Origin of the sequence: Micromonospora sp. NPDC023956, assembly GCF_040639195.1 — a bacterium.
Taxonomy (GTDB): Bacteria; Actinomycetota; Actinomycetes; order Mycobacteriales; family Micromonosporaceae; genus Micromonospora.
The window spans coordinates 513,423-529,749 of sequence record NZ_JBEZZN010000004.1; the positions used below are offsets into that span (position 1 = coordinate 513,423).

Here is a 16,327-nt window from a genome sequence, read left to right on the forward strand (position 1 = left end):
ATGACAGAAGTGCCGGGAGCGGGATTCGAACCCGCAAGCCCTTTCGGGCAGAAGTGTTTGAGACTTCCGTGTATGCCGTTCCACCATCCCGGCGGGTGGGCCTAACTGTACCGGACTAGGCTTCTGCGGGAACATGGGTGGTAGCGGTTTGATGATCGACGGTGGGAGTTGGGCTGGTGGCCGAGACGCAGACGGATGCCGAGCGCGGGCGCGTGCTGATCGCCGAGGACGAGGCGCTGATCCGGCTCGATCTGGCCGAGATGCTCGTCGAGGAGGGCTACGAGGTGGTGGGGGAGGCCGGCGACGGCGAGACCGCCGTTCGCCTCGCTGAGGAACTCAAGCCCGACCTGGTCATCCTCGACATCAAGATGCCGATCATGGACGGCCTGGCCGCGGCCGAGCGGATCGCCGGGGCGCGGATCGCACCGGTGATCATCCTGACCGCGTTCAGCCAGCGGGACCTGGTCGAGCGGGCGCGGGCGGCCGGCGCGATGGCGTACCTGGTGAAGCCCTTCCAGAAGAGCGACCTGGTGCCGGCGGTCGAGATCGCCCTCTCCCGCTACTCGGAGATCGCCGCGCTGGAGGCCGAGGTCGCCGGCCTGACCGACCGGCTGGAGATCCGCAAGACGGTGGAGCGTGCCAAGGGCGCGCTGATGACCACGTACAACATGACCGAGCCGCAGGCCTTCAAGTGGATCCAGCGGACGGCGATGGACCACCGGTTGACCATGAAAGAGGTCGCCGAGCGGATCCTCACCGAGACCTCGGGCGGGGAGGCGGCGCCGACGCCGTCGTGACCGCGGCGGTGTCAGGGCGGCCCCGGCGGGGCCCGGACCGATAGCATCTCGTCCATGTCTCACCGGCGCGCGGTGGCGCTGCTCGCTCTGGTCACCGTGCTGCTGTCCGGCTGTGGACGGTCGCCGGGCCGGGACGCCGATCCGACGGTCCGGCCGCTGACCCTGAGCTGGGAGCCGTTGACCCTGCCCGCGCCGCCGGGGCCGCCCGGTCGTCTGCTGGTCCGCGACGCGGTGGCGTGCGCCGGCCGGTGGTACGTGGTGGGTGCGGTCGCCGACGCGGCCGGCGACACCCGACCGGCGGCCTGGTCCAGCATGGACGGTGTCACCTGGGCGGCGATGCGGTTGCTGCCGACGTCGCACTACGGCCGGCAGCACGTGCTGTACTCGGTGGCCTGCCGGGACGGCCGGATCGCGTTGGTGGGATCGAAGAACGGCGGCGCGCACGGCAATCCGCGCACGGCCACCTGGCGGCAGTCGCCGGACGGGGCGCTGACCGAGGTGACCGCCCCGTTCGAGTTGTTCGGTGGGCCCCGGGCGGTGAACGTGGCCCGGATCGTGGCGGGCCCACCGGGCTGGTTGATCGCCGGCAGCCGCCGGGACGGTGCGGCGGTCTGGTCGTCGGCGGACGCCGACCGGTTCGCGCTGCGCGAGGGGGCGGCCGGGTTGGCCGGCGACGGTCGTGGTCGTACCGCCGCCCACGACGCGGTGGCCGGGCCGTCCGCCGGGTGGTTCGTCGCCGGTTCCCTCCTGCCCACCGGTGGGACCGCCCTGCTGCCGGTCGCCTGGACCTCCGGTGACGGTGTGACGTGGCGCCGGTGGATGCTGCCCGCCCCGGCCGGCGGGGGCCAGGCGCAGCGGGTGGCGCGGCTGGGATCGACCGTGGTGGTGGTCGGTTCGCGGGGTGACGGGTTCGGCGCATGGCGGTGGGACGGGGCGGACTGGCGCGCGGCGGGCGCGTTCGGTGCGGCGGAGGGGCCCGGGGTGGCCTGGGTGGACGGGCTGGCCGTGGTCGGGGAACAGATGATCGCGGTGGCCGGGGACGGCGGCGGCCACGGGATGTGGATCTCGCCGGACGCAGGCGGCTCGTGGCGCCCGGTGGGAATGCCGGTGCCGGTGCCCGACGGCGGGGACTCGGCGGTGGCCGTGGCGGGGGCCGGCGACCGACTGGTCCTGGTGGCCGACGACGGTGCGTCGTCCCGACTCTGGTCGGTGCGGATCCGCGCCGCCGGCCGGTAGCGGCAGGTCGGCAGGTTGCCCCGGAACGGGGGCGGACGGCGGCGCGATAGGTGAAACGGCCACTCTTACAGTTATCGTCTTTGATTTACCACAGTCTGTAACGGTTCGGTCAACGACAACTGCCGGGTCTTACGCCACAGCTCAGCGTTGGGATAACGTCCCGCCCCAGACCGGCGACGACGGTCTGGTTCGTCCGCCCCCGCAAGAGCCAGTTTGAAGCGGGTGGTTCGGGCCATGGGACTGAGGAGGGTTCGGGCCTTGAGGCAGAAGCTCGCACGCGTGATCGGCGGCGTGGCCATGATGGCGCTCGTCGCGGGTGGTGCCGCGTGTTCCAGCGGTAGCGACGACACCGCGTCCGGTGGGGACGCGTGCGGTAACAAGATCGCGTTCTTCGGCGCGTTGACCGGTAGCTCCGCCGCACTCGGTATCAACGAGAACAACGGCGTGAAGCTCGCCGTCGAGCAGTACAACAAGGCGAACGCCGACTGCAAGGTCGAGCTGGTTCCGCTCGACTCCCAGGGCAGCCCGGACCAGGCGCCCGGTCTGGCGCAGAAGGCCATCGACGACGAGAAGCTCCTGGGCATCGTCGGCCCCGCCTACTCGGGTGAGTCCGAGGCGGCCGGCCCGCTGTTCAACGAGGCCGGGCTGGTGACCATCACCCCGTCCGCCACCAACCCGACTCTCGCGAAGCAGAACTGGAAGACGTTCTTCCGCGCCGTCGGCAACGACCTGAGCCAGGGTCCGGCGGCCGGCAACTACATCAAGAACGTGATGAAGGCCCAGAAGGTCTACGTCATCGACGACCAGTCCGCCTACGGCGCGGGTCTGGCCGACGAGGTCAAGAAGATCCTCGGCCCGGTTGTCGTCGGCTCGGACAAGGTCCAGGGCGACGGCAAGCAGACCGACTTCTCGGCCGTGGTCACCAAGGTCAAGGCCGCCGGCGTGCAGGCGGTCTTCTACGGTGGCTACTACCAGGAGGCGGGCCTGATCCGTAAGCAGCTCACCGGCGCCGGGGTCACCGCGCCGCTGATCGCCGGTGACGGCGTGAACGACGCCGCCTACATCACCTCGGCCGGTCAGGCCGCCGCCGAGGGCACCATCCTCACCTGCCCGTGCCAGCCGGCCACCGAGGCGCGGGGCAACTTCACCGCGGACTACAAGGCGCTCAACGGCACCGACCCGGGCACCTACAGCGACACCGCGTACGACGCGGCGAACATCCTGCTCGCCGGGATCAAGGCGGGCAAGACCACCCGTCCGGCGCTGCTCGAGTTCGTGAAGGGCTACAGCGGCGAGGGCGTCGCGGCGACCTACAAGTTCGTCGAGGGCGGCGAGCTGGACCCGGCGCAGGTCAAGGTCTGGGCGTTCAAGGTCACCGGCGGCAAGGTCGTTCCGGACCAGGAGATCCCGAAGTCCTGACGGCCGGTCGCTGCTACAGCGGTTGATTCGTGATCGCGGGTGCGGCCGGGAGCTCGCTCCCGGCCGCACCCGAACTGTTTCCAGACCTGATGGAGCGTCCCTCCCTTGGACTTCGACGGCCTGTTCTCCAACTTCGGGGAACTCACCACGACCGGCCTGACGCAGGGCGCGATCTACGCCCTGGTCGCGCTGGGATACACGCTGGTCTACGGCGTGCTCAGACTCATCAACTTCGCCCACTCCGAGGTGTTCATCGCCGGGGCCTTCGCGGCGCTCTGGACGTGGGGCGCGCTCGGCCTCAACCAGGACTCGGTGGTGACCGGGTTCGGTTCGATCGTGTTCTACCTGCTGGTGGCGCTGGTCGCGGCGGCGGCGGCCTCGGCGCTGACCGCGACGGTGATCGAGCGGGTCGCCTACCGGCCGCTACGTCAGCGTAACGCTCCGCCGCTGGCTTTCCTCATCACCGCCATCGGCGCGTCGATCGCGATCGCCGAGGCGTTCGGCGTCTACACCCGCCGACTTCCGCAGGGCATCCCGATCATCGTCAAGAACGACACCGTGTTCTCGATCGCCGGCGTGCCGATCACCAAGGTGCAGATCCTGACCGTCGTCGCCGCGCTGGTGATGATGGTCGCGCTCGACTTCTTCATCAACCGCAGCCGGGTCGGCCGGGGCATCCGGGCGGTGGCCCAGGACCCGAACACGGCCGCCCTGATGGGCGTGAACAAGGACCGGATCATCCTGATGGTCTTCATCGTCGGCGGTGCGATGGCCGGTGTCGCCGGCCTCCTCTACGACGTGCGGATCGGCAACCTGACCTACAGTGTCGGCTTCCTCCTCGGGCTCAAGGCGTTCACCGCCGCGGTGCTCGGCGGAATCGGCAACCTGCGCGGTGCGCTCATCGGTGGCTTGCTGCTGGGAGTGGTGGAGAACTACGCCTCGGGCCTGTTCGGCTCGGAGTGGAAGGACTTCGCGGCCTTCGCCATCCTGGTGGTGCTGCTGATGTTCCGGCCGACCGGCCTGTTGGGTGAATCGCTGGGGAGGGCACGGGCATGACGACCGTACTGGAGCGGGTGCGCTCCGGCCGTCAGGCGGCCGGGGAACGTTGGCGGGACATGCCGCGCTGGGTGCGCTGGATGCTCCTGGCCGCGGTGATCGTGTTCTTCTACGCGCTGCCGAACAAGGAGTTCTACCAGTACCTCGGACCGATCCCCACCACCGGATCGAACTTCACCCAGGTGCTCTTCACCGTCTCGATCTACGTGCTGCTCGCCGTCGGTCTGAACATCGTGGTCGGCTTCGCCGGCCTGCTGGACCTCGGCTACTTCGGCTTCTTCGCCGTCGGGGCGTACACGGTGGCGGTGCTGACCTCGCCGGGCAGCGACCTGAAGACGCTCTGGCCGTGGCTGCTGGCGGTGCCGTTCGCGATCGGCCTGACCATGATCTCCGGGGTCATGCTCGGTACCCCCACCCTGCGGTTGCGGGGCGACTACCTGGCCATCGTGACCCTCGGCTTCGCCGAGATGATCCGGATCTCCGCGGTGAGCTCGGAGTTCCTCAAGGGGCAGCGGGGCTTCAACCAGATCCCGCACCCGCCGGGACAGTACGCCGACGGCCGGCCGTTCTTCGGCGTGCTGGACGCCCGACCGTACTACTGGCTGGTGCTGACCCTGATCATCCTGGTGGTGTTCGGGGTGCGGAACCTGGAGCGCAGCCGGGTCGGCCGGGCCTGGGTGTCGATCCGGGAGGACGAGGACGCCGCCCAGCTGATGGGCGTGCCGACCTTCAAGTTCAAGCTGTGGGCGTTCGCCGCGGGTGCGGCCATCGCGGGGCTTGCCGGGGCGCTCTTCGCCGGTAAGCAGAACTTCGTCAACTCGCAGAACTTCGAACTGCTCAACTCGATCATCATCCTGGCGGCGGTGATCTTCGGCGGCTCGGGGAACATCTTCGGCGCGATCGTCGGTGGTGGCCTGGTCGCGTACATGATCGAGCGGTTCCGTGGCATCGAGCTGCTCGGTGTCGAGCTGTACGAGTACCGGTTCCTCTTCTTCGGCCTGGTCCTCGTCATCATGATGATCTTCCGGCCGGAGGGTCTGATCCCGAACCGACGACGAGCGGCGGAGTTCAAGGATCGCCGCAAGGAGGTGACCGTCGGTGAGTGAGACCGAGCAGAAGCCGGTCGTGCCGGCGCAGGCGACCGCACCGGGCGCCGAGACGCTGCCGAACCGCGAGCCGTTGCTGGAGGTCGACAACGTCACCCTCCGCTTCGGCGGGGTGGTGGCGCTGGACAAGGTGGACTTCACCCTCTACAAGGGCGAGATCCTCGGTCTGATCGGCCCCAACGGCGCCGGCAAGACCACCTGCTTCAACGCGATGACCGGCATCTACCAGCCCAGCGAGGGCCAGATCCGGTTCCGGGGCCAGAAGATCAGCGGCAAGAAGCGGCACCAGATCACCCAGATGGGCATGGCGCGGACGTTCCAGAACATCCGCCTGTTCCCGGAGATGACCGCCCTGGAGAACGTGCAGGTCGGCGCGGACGCGCACCACAAGACCAGCGTGATCTCGGCGCTGTTCCGGCTGCCCCGGCACCGCCGCGAGGAGCGCGAGGGGCGGGAGAAGGCCGAGCGGCTGCTGGAGTTCGTCGGCATCCCGCACCGGCTGCACGAGTACGCCCGCAACCTCTCCTACGGCGAGCAGCGGCGGTTGGAGATCGCCCGCGCACTGGCCACCGACCCGGTGCTGCTCTGCCTGGACGAGCCGGCCGCCGGCTTCAACCCGGCGGAGAAGGAGGAACTGCTCCAGCTCATCCGGCAGGTCCGGGACCGGGGCGTGACCGTGCTGCTGATCGAGCACGACATGCGCCTGGTCATGGGGGTCACCGACCGGATCGTGGTGCTGGAGTTCGGGAAGAAGATCGCCGAGGGGCTCCCCGCCGAGGTGCGGGACAACCCGAAGGTGATCGCGGCGTACCTGGGGGTACCGGACGATGCTGCTTGAGATCGAGGACATGAGCCTGCTCTACGGGCGGATCAAGGCGCTGCACGGCATCAGCCTGACCGTCGACGAGGGCGAGGTCGTCGCGCTGATCGGGGCCAACGGCGCCGGCAAGACGACGACCATGCGGGCCATCTCGGGCATCCGGCCGATCGCCTCCGGGAGCATCCGGTTCAACGGCGAGGACATCTCCAAGCTCCGCGCCGACCTGCGGGTACGACGCGGCCTCTGCCAGGCGCCGGAGGGCCGGGGCATCTTCCCGGGCATGACGGTGCTGGACAACCTGGACATGGGGGCGTACACCCGGCGGGACCGGGCCGGCATCGCGCAGGACCTCAAGCGGGTGCTGGACCTCTTCCCGCGCCTGGCCGAGCGGCGCAAGCAGGCCGGCGGCACGCTCTCCGGCGGTGAGCAGCAGATGCTGGCCGTGGGCCGGGCGCTGATGAGCCGGCCGAAGCTGCTGCTGCTGGACGAGCCGTCGATGGGTCTGGCCCCGATGCTGATCCAGCAGATCTTCACGATCATCACGGAGATCAACGAGCAGGGCACCACCGTCCTCCTCGTGGAGCAGAACGCGCAGCAGGCCCTGGCCCGGGCGCACCGCGCGTACGTGCTGGAAACCGGCCGGATCGTCAAGAGCGGTACCGGCGCCGAACTCCTGCACGACCCGGCCGTCAAAGAGGCCTACCTCGGCGTGGCCTGACCGGCCTGTCACCCCTCATTCCAAGGAGCTACCCATGTTCAGGACCAACGGAGGTCGCCGCGCGCTGCTCGGCGCCGCCGGCGCGGTGCTGCTCACCCTCCCGCTCGCCGCGTGCGGCGAGAAGGAGGAGACCGGGAACGAGCCCGGTTCCGGCCCCTCGGTCAGCGCGTCGGTCGACGCGGCGCTGGCCGCCAAGGTGCCGGACGCGATCAAGGCCGACGGTGTGATCAAGGTCGGCACCGACTCCACCTACGCCCCGGCGGAGTACCTCGACACCGACGGCAAGACGGTGATCGGCTTCGACATCGACCTGTTCAACGCGGTGGCCCAGAAGCTCGGCCTGAAGGCCGAGTACGAGTCCGCCCCGTTCGACGCGATCCTGCCCGCCGTCTCCTCGGGCAAGTACGAGATCGGTGTCTCGTCCTTCACCATCAACGCCGAGCGGGTGAAGAGCGTGCACATGATCAGCTACTACTCAGCGGGTACGCAGTGGCTGGCCAAGGCGGGCGCCACGATCGACATCGAGAACGCCTGCGGCAAGAAGGTCGCCGTGCAGACCGGCGCGGTGCAGGTGGACGACCTCAACGCCCGGTCGAAGAAGTGCACCGACGCGGGCAAGCCGGCGATCACCATCGACCAGTACCAGGGGCAGAGCGACGCGACCGCCGCCGTGGTCAGCGGCAAGAACGACGCGATGCTCGCCGACTCGCCCGCCGTGGCGTACGCGGTGAAGCAGAGCAACGGCCAGCTCCAGCTCGTCGGGGACATCTACGAGTCGGCCCCCTACGGCTACGCGGTGAACAAGACGCAGCAGGCCTTCGCCGAGGTGCTGAAGGAGGCCGTGCAGGCGGTCATCGCCGACGGCACGTACGAGGCGGCCCTGAAGAAGTGGGGCGTCGAGGGCGGCGGTATCACCACCTCCGCGCTGAACCCGACCAGCTGACCATGTCGGTCGGAACGGAACCAACCGAGCGGGCACGGCCGGAACCCATCCGCGCCGTGCCCGTGCGGCGCCCCGGGCGATGGATCGCGGTCTTCGTCATCGGGGTGCTGGTGGCCATGTTCGTCCACCTGCTGGTGACGAACAAGGCGTTCAACTGGTCGTTCATGGTCGACGAGATGTTCCGCCCGCCGATCATGGAGGGGCTGCGGGGGACCATCGCGCTGACCGTGCTGGCCATGCTGATCGGCGTGGGGCTCGGCATCGTCGTCGCGATCATGCGGCTGTCGGAGAACCCGATCCTGCGCGGGGTCTCCTGGGTGTACACCTGGTTCTTCCGGGCGGTGCCCCGGCTGGTGCTGGCGATCCTCTTCGGCAACCTGGGCATCCTCTGGTCGCGGATCGAGGTGGGGCTCCCCTTCGACCGGCAGCTCGGTGCGCTCTTCGGCGTGGACGACTTCGAGGCGCGGCTCTTCGGCTTCTCCGCCGTCGACATCCTCACCGGTTTCGTCGCCGGCATGCTCGCGCTCGGTCTCTCCGAGGCGGCGTACATGGCGGAGATCGTCCGGGCCGGTATCCAGTCCGTCGACGAGGGACAGACCGAGGCCGCCCAGGCGCTCGGCCTGCGCCGGTCGCAGATCCTGCGCCGGATCGTGCTGCCCCAGGCGATGCGGGTGATCATCCCGCCGACCGGCAACGAGACCATCGCGATGCTCAAGGACACCTCCCTGGTGGCCTTCGTGCCGGTCTCCACCGAGCTGTTCTTCCAGCTCAAGGGCGTCGGCACCCGGACCTTCCAGGTCTTCCCGATGTACGTGGCGGCGTGCCTGTGGTACCTGCTGCTCACCAGCGTGCTGCTGGTCGGGCAGTACTACCTGGAGCGGCACTTCTCCCGGGGCGTCGGCCGCAGTGCGCGGGCGAAGACCCGGCTGCGGGGTCTGACCGCTGAGAGCGGAGGGGTGAAGGCGGATGGCTGAGGCGACCGGGACGGCGCCGGCCGGAACGCGGACCGACCCGGGGGCCGGTCCGATGCTCCGCGCCGAGCAGGTGCACAAGTCCTTTGGTTCGGTCGAGGTGCTCAAGGGCATCGACCTGGAGGTGCGGTCGGGCGAGGTGTGCTGCCTGCTCGGGCCGTCCGGCTCCGGGAAGTCGACCTTCCTGCGCTGTATCAACCACCTGGAGAAGATCAACGCCGGACGGATCTGGGTGGACGGCGAGCTGATCGGCTACCGGGAGCGCGGCGGCAAGCTGCACGAGATGCGGGAGAAGGAGGTCGCCGCCCAGCGCCGTGCGATCGGCATGGTGTTCCAGCGGTTCAACCTCTTTCCGCACATGACCGTCCTGGAGAACGTCGTCGAGGCACCGGTGCTGCTCGGCCGGGAGAAGAAGGCGGCGGCCCGGGACCGCGCCGCCGCCCTGCTGGACCGGGTCGGGTTGAGCGACAAGCTCGGCAACTACCCCGGCCAGCTCTCCGGCGGCCAGCAGCAGCGGGTCGCCATCGCCCGGGCGCTGGCCATGCGGCCGAAGCTGATGCTCTTCGACGAGCCGACCAGCGCACTCGACCCGGAGTTGGTCGGTGAGGTGCTGGACGTGATGAAGGACCTGGCCCGGGACGGTATGACGATGATCGTGGTGACCCACGAGATCGGGTTCGCCCGGGAGGTCGGCGACTCGCTGGTCTTCATGGACGACGGTGTGGTGGTCGAGTCCGGCCACCCGCGCGACGTGATCGCGAACCCTCGGCACGACCGCACCCGGGACTTCCTGGCCCGGGTGCTGTGACCCGGGTGCCGCGGCGGAGCCGACCGCCGCGGCACCCCGGGCGTCCGGATCCGGTACGGGCCGGTCGCGCCGGGGGCTGTCGGGGGTACGGGCTAGAGTCGCCTCCGTGACAGCTACGACCCCGCGCCTGCTCCTCGTCGACGGCCACTCGCTGGCCTACCGGGCCTTCTTCGCCCTCCCGGTGGAGAACTTCTCCACCACGACCGGGCAGCCGACAAACGCGGTCTACGGCTTCACGTCGATGCTGATCAACGTGCTCCGCGACGAGCGGCCGACCCACCTCGTGGTCGCCTTCGACGTCTCCCGCCGGTCCTTCCGCACCGACAAGTACGCCGAGTACAAGGCCGGCCGCAGCGAGACCCCGGCCGACTTCGTCGGCCAGGTCAGCCTGGTCAAGGAGGTCCTCGCCGCGCTGCGGGTCCCGGTGGTGGAGAAGGAGGGGTACGAGGCCGACGACGTCATCGCCACCCTCGCCTGCCAGGCCCGCGACCAGGGCATGTCGGTGCTGATCTCCACCGGCGACCGGGACGCCTTCCAGCTCGTCGACGACAAGATCACCGTGCTCTACCCCCGCAAGGGCGTCTCCGACCTGGCCCGGATGGACGGCGACGCGGTCGAGGCGAAGTACGGTGTCCGTCCGGAGCGCTACCGCGACCTCGCCGCGCTGGTCGGTGAGACCAGCGACAACCTCCCCGGTGTGCCCGGGGTCGGGCCGAAGACGGCCGCCAAGTGGATCAACCTGTACGGCGGGGTGGAGGGGGTCGTCGCCCAGGCCGACCAGATCAAGGGCAAGGCCGGCGACAGCCTGCGGGAACGGCTCGCCGACGTGCTCCGCAACTACGACCTGAACCGCCTGGTCGCCGACCTCGACCTGCCGCTGCGCCCGGAGGACGCCCGCTGGACCGGCTGGGACCGGGAGGCCGTGCACCAGGTCTTCGACACGCTCCAGTTCCGGATCCTGCGGGACCGGCTCTACCAGTACCTGGAGGCGGTCGAGCCGGAGGCCGAGGCCGGCTTCGAGCTGACCGGCGAGCTGCTCACCGAGCCGGGCGCCCTGGCGGCGTGGCTGGCCGGCCACGCGGCGGCCGACGTGCCGGTCGGGCTGGCGGTCAAGCTCGACACCGGCCCGAACCGCCGGCACACCGCCTCGGTCGTCGGGCTGGCCCTGGCCACCGGGGCCGGCGCGGCGGCCTGGTGCGACCCGGCCGGCCTGACGCCGGCCGACGAGTCGGCGTTGGCCGCCTGGCTCGGCGCCGCGGAGCGGCCCAAGGTGCTGCACGACAGCAAGCCGGCGGTGCTGGCGCTGGCTGCGCACGGCTGGGACCTCGCCGGCATCCACCGGGACACCCAGATCGCCGCCTACCTGGCCCGTCCCGACCAGCGCTCCTACGACCTCACCGACCTGGCGCTGCGTTACCTGCACCGGGAGCTGCGGGTGGACGTGCCGGAGACCGGCCAGCTGACCCTGGACGGCCTGGGTGACGAGGGCGTCGCCGAGCAGAACCTCATGCTCCAGGCGCGGGCCACCCTGGACCTGGCCGACGCGATCGACGCGGAACTGTCCCGCGACGGCGAGCAGTCCGCCCGGCTGATGGCCGGGGTGGAGCTGCCGCTGATGCGGGTGCTGGCGGCGATGGAGCGGGTCGGCATCGCCGCCGACACCGACTACCTGCACGAGCTGGAGGCGCACTTCGCCGGTGAGGTGAAGGGCGCCGCGCAGGCCGCCTACGCCGAGATCGGCCGGGAGTTCAACCTCGGCTCGCCGAAACAGCTCCAGGAGATCCTCTTCGGGGAGCTGGGCCTGCCCAAGACCAAGAAGATCAAGACCGGGTACACCACCGACGCGGACGCCCTCCAGTGGCTCTACGCGCAGACCCAGCACCCGGTCCTGGCGCACCTGCTGCGGCACCGGGACGTCGCCAAGCTCAAGTCGACCGTCGACGGGTTGCTCAAGTCGGTCTCCGACGACGACCGCATCCACACCACCTTCAACCAGACGGTGGCCGCGACCGGCCGGCTCTCCTCCACCGAGCCGAATCTGCAGAACATCCCGATCCGCACCGAGGAGGGACGGCGGATCCGCCGGGCGTTCGTGGTCGGCGAGGGGTACGACTGCCTGCTCACCGCCGACTACAGCCAGATCGAGATGCGGATCATGGCGCACCTCTCGGGTGACGAGGCGTTGATCGACGCGTTCAACTCCGGGGCCGACTTCCACGCGGTGACCGCCTCGTCGGTGTTCGGGGTGCCGGTCGAGGAGGTCACCGCCGACCAGCGGCGCAAGATCAAGGCGATGAACTACGGCCTGGCGTACGGGCTCAGCGCCTTCGGTCTGTCCCAGCAGCTCGGCATCACCGCCGAGGAGGCCCGGAGCCTGATGGAGGACTACTTCGCCGGGTTCGGCGGGGTCCGCGACTACCTGCGCACGGTGGTCGACCGGGCCCGTCAGGACGGCTACACCTCCACCGTCCTGGGCCGCCGCCGCTACCTGCCCGATCTGGTCAGCGACAACCGTCAGCGCCGGGAGATGGCCGAGCGGATGGCGCTCAACGCCCCGATCCAGGGCTCCGCCGCCGACATCATCAAGCTCGCCATGCTGCACGTCGACACGGCGCTGCGCGACGCCGGACTGCGGTCACGGATGCTGTTGCAGGTGCACGACGAACTGGTCTTCGAGGTGGCCCCCGGGGAGCGGGAGGCGCTGGAGGCGCTGGTGCGGCGGGAGATGGGCGGGGCGTACCCGATCTCGGTGCCGCTGGAGGTGTCCGTGGGCGAGGGGCGGGACTGGAACAGCGCCGGCCACTGACGGCCCCCACGCCCACGCCGCCCTCCCAGCCCCGGCCCCACCCCCAACCCCGGCCCCAGTCGCCCTGTCGATCATGGACTTCCGGCACTGCCCGAACCTCGCAATCGTCACCGATCACGTGCCTCGGCTCCATGATCGACGGAGTGCGGAGTTCCGGGGTCGTGGCTAGCGGGCCGGGCCGCGGCGGGACGCGGGCGGGGTGCCGTGCCGCTCCAGGGCGCGGCGGGAGGGGCCGCCGGGCGGCGGCAGCGGCGCCTTGAGCGGGTCGTGACCCCAGTTCATCAGGGAGTACCGCCACCTTGTGTCGCGGACGTCCCCGGAGGGGCGTTGGGCCATGTGCCGGCGGACGTACCCGATGACCTTGCGCATGTGTCGGAAGTCGGCCTCCGACAGTTCGGCGCGCTTGCGGCGCAGCAGGTTGACGATTCGTCGGCCCGACTCGTGCCCGACCGTCTCGCCGCTCTGCTTACCCTTCCGGCGCCAGCCGACGTGCTGGGACTCCTCGGTCTCCAGCCACCTCGACAGCTCGCCGGGCTTCATGTTCACCGCGTCGGTGAACTCGCGGTAGGTGTCCCGGTCCTGCTCATCGCTCTTCATGGCGCAACGCCTCCGGCTTGTGCGCGACGTCCCGACCCGAGTCGTCGTTGCGGATGCGGTACTGCGGGTGCTCCGGGGACGCGTTCACCGTGTGCCCCCGCACGTGCGTCCGGTCGGTCAGCTTCTCCTTGACCACGCCGTGAGCCCGGCCGCTGTGGCTGGCCCAGGAGACGTGGTCGCCCTCGCGGAACTCCCTGTCGGCCATGCCCGCCGGTTACCCGGCGCCGGTGCGCGGAAACCGGGCCGCCGGCGTCGAGGAGTGGACTCGGCGAGCGGCGGCAGCGGGTGCGACGGGGTCAGCTCGCCGGTTTCTCGGTGACGAAGATGGCGGTGCCGGGGAAGAGCCGGCCGCGCAGCGGGCTCCACTGGCCCCAGATCCCCTGGTGTCCCTCCGGCCACTCCGGTTCGACCAGGTCGAGCAGGCGGAACCCGGCCCCGACCAGCTCCCGGATCCGGTCCCCGAGGGTCCGGTGCTGCTCGACGTAGCTGGCGACGCCGTGCTCGTCCTGCTCCACGTAGGGGGACCGGTCGAAGTAGGAGTGCACGGCGGTCAGCCCGCCCTCCCCGGGGTCGTCATAGAAGATCCAGCGCATCGGGTGGGTGACCGAGAAGACCCACCGCCCGCCGGGCCGCAGCACCCGGGCCACCTCGCGCATCACCGCCGCCGAGTCGGCCACGAACGGGATCGCGCCGAACGCCGTGCAGACCGTGTCGAAGGCGGCATCGGCGAAGGGGAGGGCGAGCGCGTCGGCCTGCACCAGCGGGACACGTACCCCGGTGCGGTCGGCGGCCCGGGCGGCGTGCCGCAGCATGCCGGCGGAAAGGTCCAGGGCGACCGGCACGGCCCCCTGGGCGGCCAGCCACCGGGCGGCGGCCGCGGCCCCGCAGCCGAGTTCCAGGATCCGCCGGCCGGCGAGGTCGCCGAGCAGCCGGGCGTCGGCCTCGCGCAGTCCCTCCGGGCACCAGACGAAGTCCACCTCGCCGAGGAAGTGGCCGTGTTCGGCCTGGTAGTCGTCGGCGTCGGCGTCCCACCAGCGGCGGTTGGCCCGGCGCGCCTCGGCGTCACCGACCCGGCGGCGCAGCACCCGGTTGTCGTCGTCCACGCGACCACGCTAGGCCCCGCCCACCTCACTGCCGTCGGCGGTGCCGGTCGAGGCTGTGACGCCTGTTACAGAAGTGGGGGATTGGGGGCGATTCTTCGGCTTTCGCAGCTGACGCGCCTCGCTGCGGGTGGGAGGGCTTGCACGCTGTGGTAATGCACCCGGTAGGCTAGAGGATGCGCTCGCGGATCGTGTGTCTCGGCAGGGAGCAGGCGCGCGGTCAACGGAGCCACATCATGATCTCATTTGGCGATCGTTCGGTGTGCCCGGAGGCGGATCCGCTGGCGCGAACAGGTCACTGCGACACAAGCCTGCTGTGACACACCATCCGACCGGAGCAACCGCCCACATGACGAGCAGCATCGAGGCCCCCTCGAGCGCCACCCGGGTCACCCACGACGATCTCGGTTCCGAGGAAGCTTTCCTCGCCGCGATCGACGAGACCATCAAGTACTTCAACGACGGCGACATTGTCGAAGGCACCGTCGTCAAGGTCGATCGGGACGAGGTCCTGCTCGACATCGGCTACAAGACCGAGGGTGTCATCCCCTCTCGGGAGTTGTCGATCAAGCACGACGTGGACCCGGCCGAGGTGGTGTCTGTCGGCGACCACATCGAGGCCCTCGTCCTCCAGAAGGAGGACAAGGAGGGGCGTCTGATCCTCTCGAAGAAGCGGGCGCAGTACGAGCGGGCCTGGGGCACCATCGAGAAGATCAAGGACGAGGACGGTGTCGTCCGCGGCTCGGTCATCGAGGTGGTCAAGGGCGGCCTCATCCTCGACATCGGGCTGCGGGGCTTCCTGCCCGCCTCCCTGGTCGAGATGCGTCGGGTGCGCGACCTCCAGCCGTACGTCGGCCGGGAGCTCGAAGCCAAGATCATCGAGCTGGACAAGAACCGCAACAACGTGGTCCTGTCCCGCCGGGCCTGGCTCGAGCAGACCCAGTCCGAGGTGCGGACCGAGTTCCTCAACAAGCTCCAGAAGGGGCAGGTCCGCAAGGGCGTCGTCTCCTCGATCGTCAACTTCGGTGCGTTCGTCGACCTCGGCGGCGTGGACGGTCTGGTGCACGTCTCCGAGCTGTCCTGGAAGCACATCGACCACCCGTCCGAGGTCGTCGAGGTGGGCCAGGAGGTCGAGGTCGAGGTTCTCGACGTCGACCTGGACCGCGAGCGGGTCTCGCTGTCGCTGAAGGCGACCCAGGAGGACCCGTGGCGTCAGTTCGCCCGTACCCACGCGATCCAGCAGATCGTGCCGGGTAAGGTCACCAAGCTGGTGCCGTTCGGTGCGTTCGTCCGGGTGGACGACGGCATCGAGGGTCTGGTCCACATCTCCGAGCTGGCCGAGCGCCACGTCGAGATCCCGGAGCAGGTCGTCCAGGTCGGCTCCGAGGTCATGGTCAAGGTCATCGACATCGACCTCGAGCGGCGGCGGATCTCGCTCTCGCTCAAGCAGGCCAACGAGGGCTTCGTCGAGGGCGAGGAGCACTTCGACCCGACCCTCTACGGCATGGCCGCGACCTACGACAACGAGGGCAACTACATCTACCCGGAGGGCTTCGACCCGGAGACGGGCGAGTGGCTCGAGGGGTACGACAAGCAGCGCGAGACCTGGGAGAACCAGTACGCCGAGGCCCGTCAGCGCTGGGAGGCGCACACCAAGCAGGTGCAGAACTCCCGCGCCGCCGACGCCGAGGCCGCTGCCAACCCGGCCCCCCCGGTCACCAGCGGCACCACCTCCTCGTCCAGCCCGGCCCCGAGCCGGCAGAACGAGGAGCCGTCGGGCACCCTCGCCACCGACGAGGCGCTCGCCGCGCTGCGGGAGAAGCTCGCCGGCGGCAAGTAGTCCACAGGCACCACCCGAAGGCCCCGTCCCCGGCTCCCCCCGGCGGACGGGGCCTTCCCCTTTTCGTCCCCTCGGTTTGGCCGGGCGGGACGGATCGGGTTCACTGGTGC

The 16,327-nt window shown here is 70.0% G+C and carries 15 protein-coding genes and 1 tRNA gene; 12 read left to right on the forward strand and 4 right to left on the reverse strand.

Annotated features, from left to right (window positions below; all coding sequences use genetic code 11):
- Positions 1-10: 10 nt before the first annotated feature.
- Positions 11-93, reverse strand: a tRNA-Leu gene (locus AB0F58_RS11895).
- Between the two features lie 83 nt (positions 94-176).
- Here AB0F58_RS11895 and AB0F58_RS11900 point away from each other — a divergent pair.
- The 11 genes from AB0F58_RS11900 to polA all read left to right on the forward strand — a co-directional run bounded on the left by AB0F58_RS11900 (position 177) and on the right by polA (position 12,680).
- Positions 177-797, forward strand: coding sequence for a response regulator (locus AB0F58_RS11900; RefSeq protein ID WP_357141634.1), 621 nt, complete (start codon positions 177-179; stop codon positions 795-797).
- Between the two features lie 54 nt (positions 798-851).
- A complete protein-coding gene (locus AB0F58_RS11905) occupies positions 852-2,033 on the forward strand; it encodes a hypothetical protein (protein WP_357141637.1) in 1,182 nt (393 codons plus the stop codon).
- Positions 2,034-2,291: 258 nt separating this feature from the next.
- Positions 2,292-3,452, forward strand: coding sequence for a branched-chain amino acid ABC transporter substrate-binding protein (locus AB0F58_RS11910; protein WP_357141639.1), 1,161 nt, complete (start codon positions 2,292-2,294; stop codon positions 3,450-3,452).
- Between the two features lie 105 nt (positions 3,453-3,557).
- The gene (locus tag AB0F58_RS11915; RefSeq protein ID WP_357141641.1) at positions 3,558-4,508 is read left to right on the forward strand and encodes a branched-chain amino acid ABC transporter permease; all 951 of its coding nucleotides are present in this window, start codon (positions 3,558-3,560) and stop codon (positions 4,506-4,508) included.
- Positions 4,505-5,614 (forward strand): branched-chain amino acid ABC transporter permease, encoded by a 1,110-nt coding sequence (locus AB0F58_RS11920; protein ID WP_357141643.1) that lies wholly within the window; start codon positions 4,505-4,507, stop codon positions 5,612-5,614. Before AB0F58_RS11915 ends, AB0F58_RS11920 begins: the two co-directional genes overlap by 4 nt.
- A gap of 19 nt (positions 5,615-5,633) precedes the next feature.
- Positions 5,634-6,452 carry an ABC transporter ATP-binding protein gene (locus AB0F58_RS11925; protein ID WP_357141873.1) on the forward strand — a complete coding sequence of 273 codons (819 nt, stop codon included), beginning with the start codon at positions 5,634-5,636 and terminating at the stop codon, positions 6,450-6,452.
- The gene (locus tag AB0F58_RS11930) at positions 6,442-7,152 is read left to right on the forward strand and encodes an ABC transporter ATP-binding protein (protein ID WP_357141645.1); all 711 of its coding nucleotides are present in this window, start codon (positions 6,442-6,444) and stop codon (positions 7,150-7,152) included. The genes AB0F58_RS11925 and AB0F58_RS11930 overlap by 11 nt, the downstream gene beginning before the upstream one ends.
- A 34-nt stretch (positions 7,153-7,186) precedes the next feature.
- Positions 7,187-8,095 (forward strand): ABC transporter substrate-binding protein, encoded by a 909-nt coding sequence (locus tag AB0F58_RS11935; protein WP_357141647.1) that lies wholly within the window; start codon positions 7,187-7,189, stop codon positions 8,093-8,095.
- Positions 8,096-8,097: 2 nt separating this feature from the next.
- Positions 8,098-9,069: an amino acid ABC transporter permease gene (locus AB0F58_RS11940; protein ID WP_357141650.1), complete on the forward strand. Its 972-nt coding sequence runs from the start codon at positions 8,098-8,100 to the stop codon at positions 9,067-9,069.
- Positions 9,062-9,874, forward strand: a complete 813-nt coding sequence (locus AB0F58_RS11945) for an amino acid ABC transporter ATP-binding protein (protein WP_357141653.1) — start codon at positions 9,062-9,064, stop codon at positions 9,872-9,874. Before AB0F58_RS11940 ends, AB0F58_RS11945 begins: the two co-directional genes overlap by 8 nt.
- A 106-nt stretch (positions 9,875-9,980) precedes the next feature.
- Entirely contained in the window at positions 9,981-12,680 is a 2,700-nt protein-coding gene (gene polA, locus AB0F58_RS11950) for a DNA polymerase I (RefSeq protein WP_357141655.1), read from the forward strand.
- A gap of 165 nt (positions 12,681-12,845) precedes the next feature.
- Here the strand turns inward: polA and AB0F58_RS11955 are convergent, their stop codons facing one another.
- The 3 genes from AB0F58_RS11955 to AB0F58_RS11965 form a co-directional block, all read right to left on the reverse strand.
- Positions 12,846-13,277 carry a DUF3140 domain-containing protein gene (locus tag AB0F58_RS11955; RefSeq protein WP_357141658.1) on the reverse strand — a complete coding sequence of 144 codons (432 nt, stop codon included), beginning with the start codon at positions 13,275-13,277 and terminating at the stop codon, positions 12,846-12,848.
- Complete coding sequence (locus AB0F58_RS11960) at positions 13,264-13,482, reverse strand: DUF2945 domain-containing protein (protein ID WP_357141660.1); 219 nt, start codon at positions 13,480-13,482, stop codon at positions 13,264-13,266. The genes AB0F58_RS11955 and AB0F58_RS11960 overlap by 14 nt, the downstream gene beginning before the upstream one ends.
- Positions 13,483-13,573: 91 nt before the next feature.
- Complete coding sequence (locus AB0F58_RS11965; protein ID WP_357141663.1) at positions 13,574-14,380, reverse strand: class I SAM-dependent methyltransferase; 807 nt, start codon at positions 14,378-14,380, stop codon at positions 13,574-13,576.
- A 346-nt stretch (positions 14,381-14,726) separates the two neighbouring features.
- On the opposite strand from AB0F58_RS11965, the gene rpsA reads away from it, so the two are divergent.
- Positions 14,727-16,217: a 30S ribosomal protein S1 gene (rpsA, locus tag AB0F58_RS11970; protein WP_357141664.1), complete on the forward strand. Its 1,491-nt coding sequence runs from the start codon at positions 14,727-14,729 to the stop codon at positions 16,215-16,217.
- Positions 16,218-16,327 lie beyond the last annotated feature (110 nt).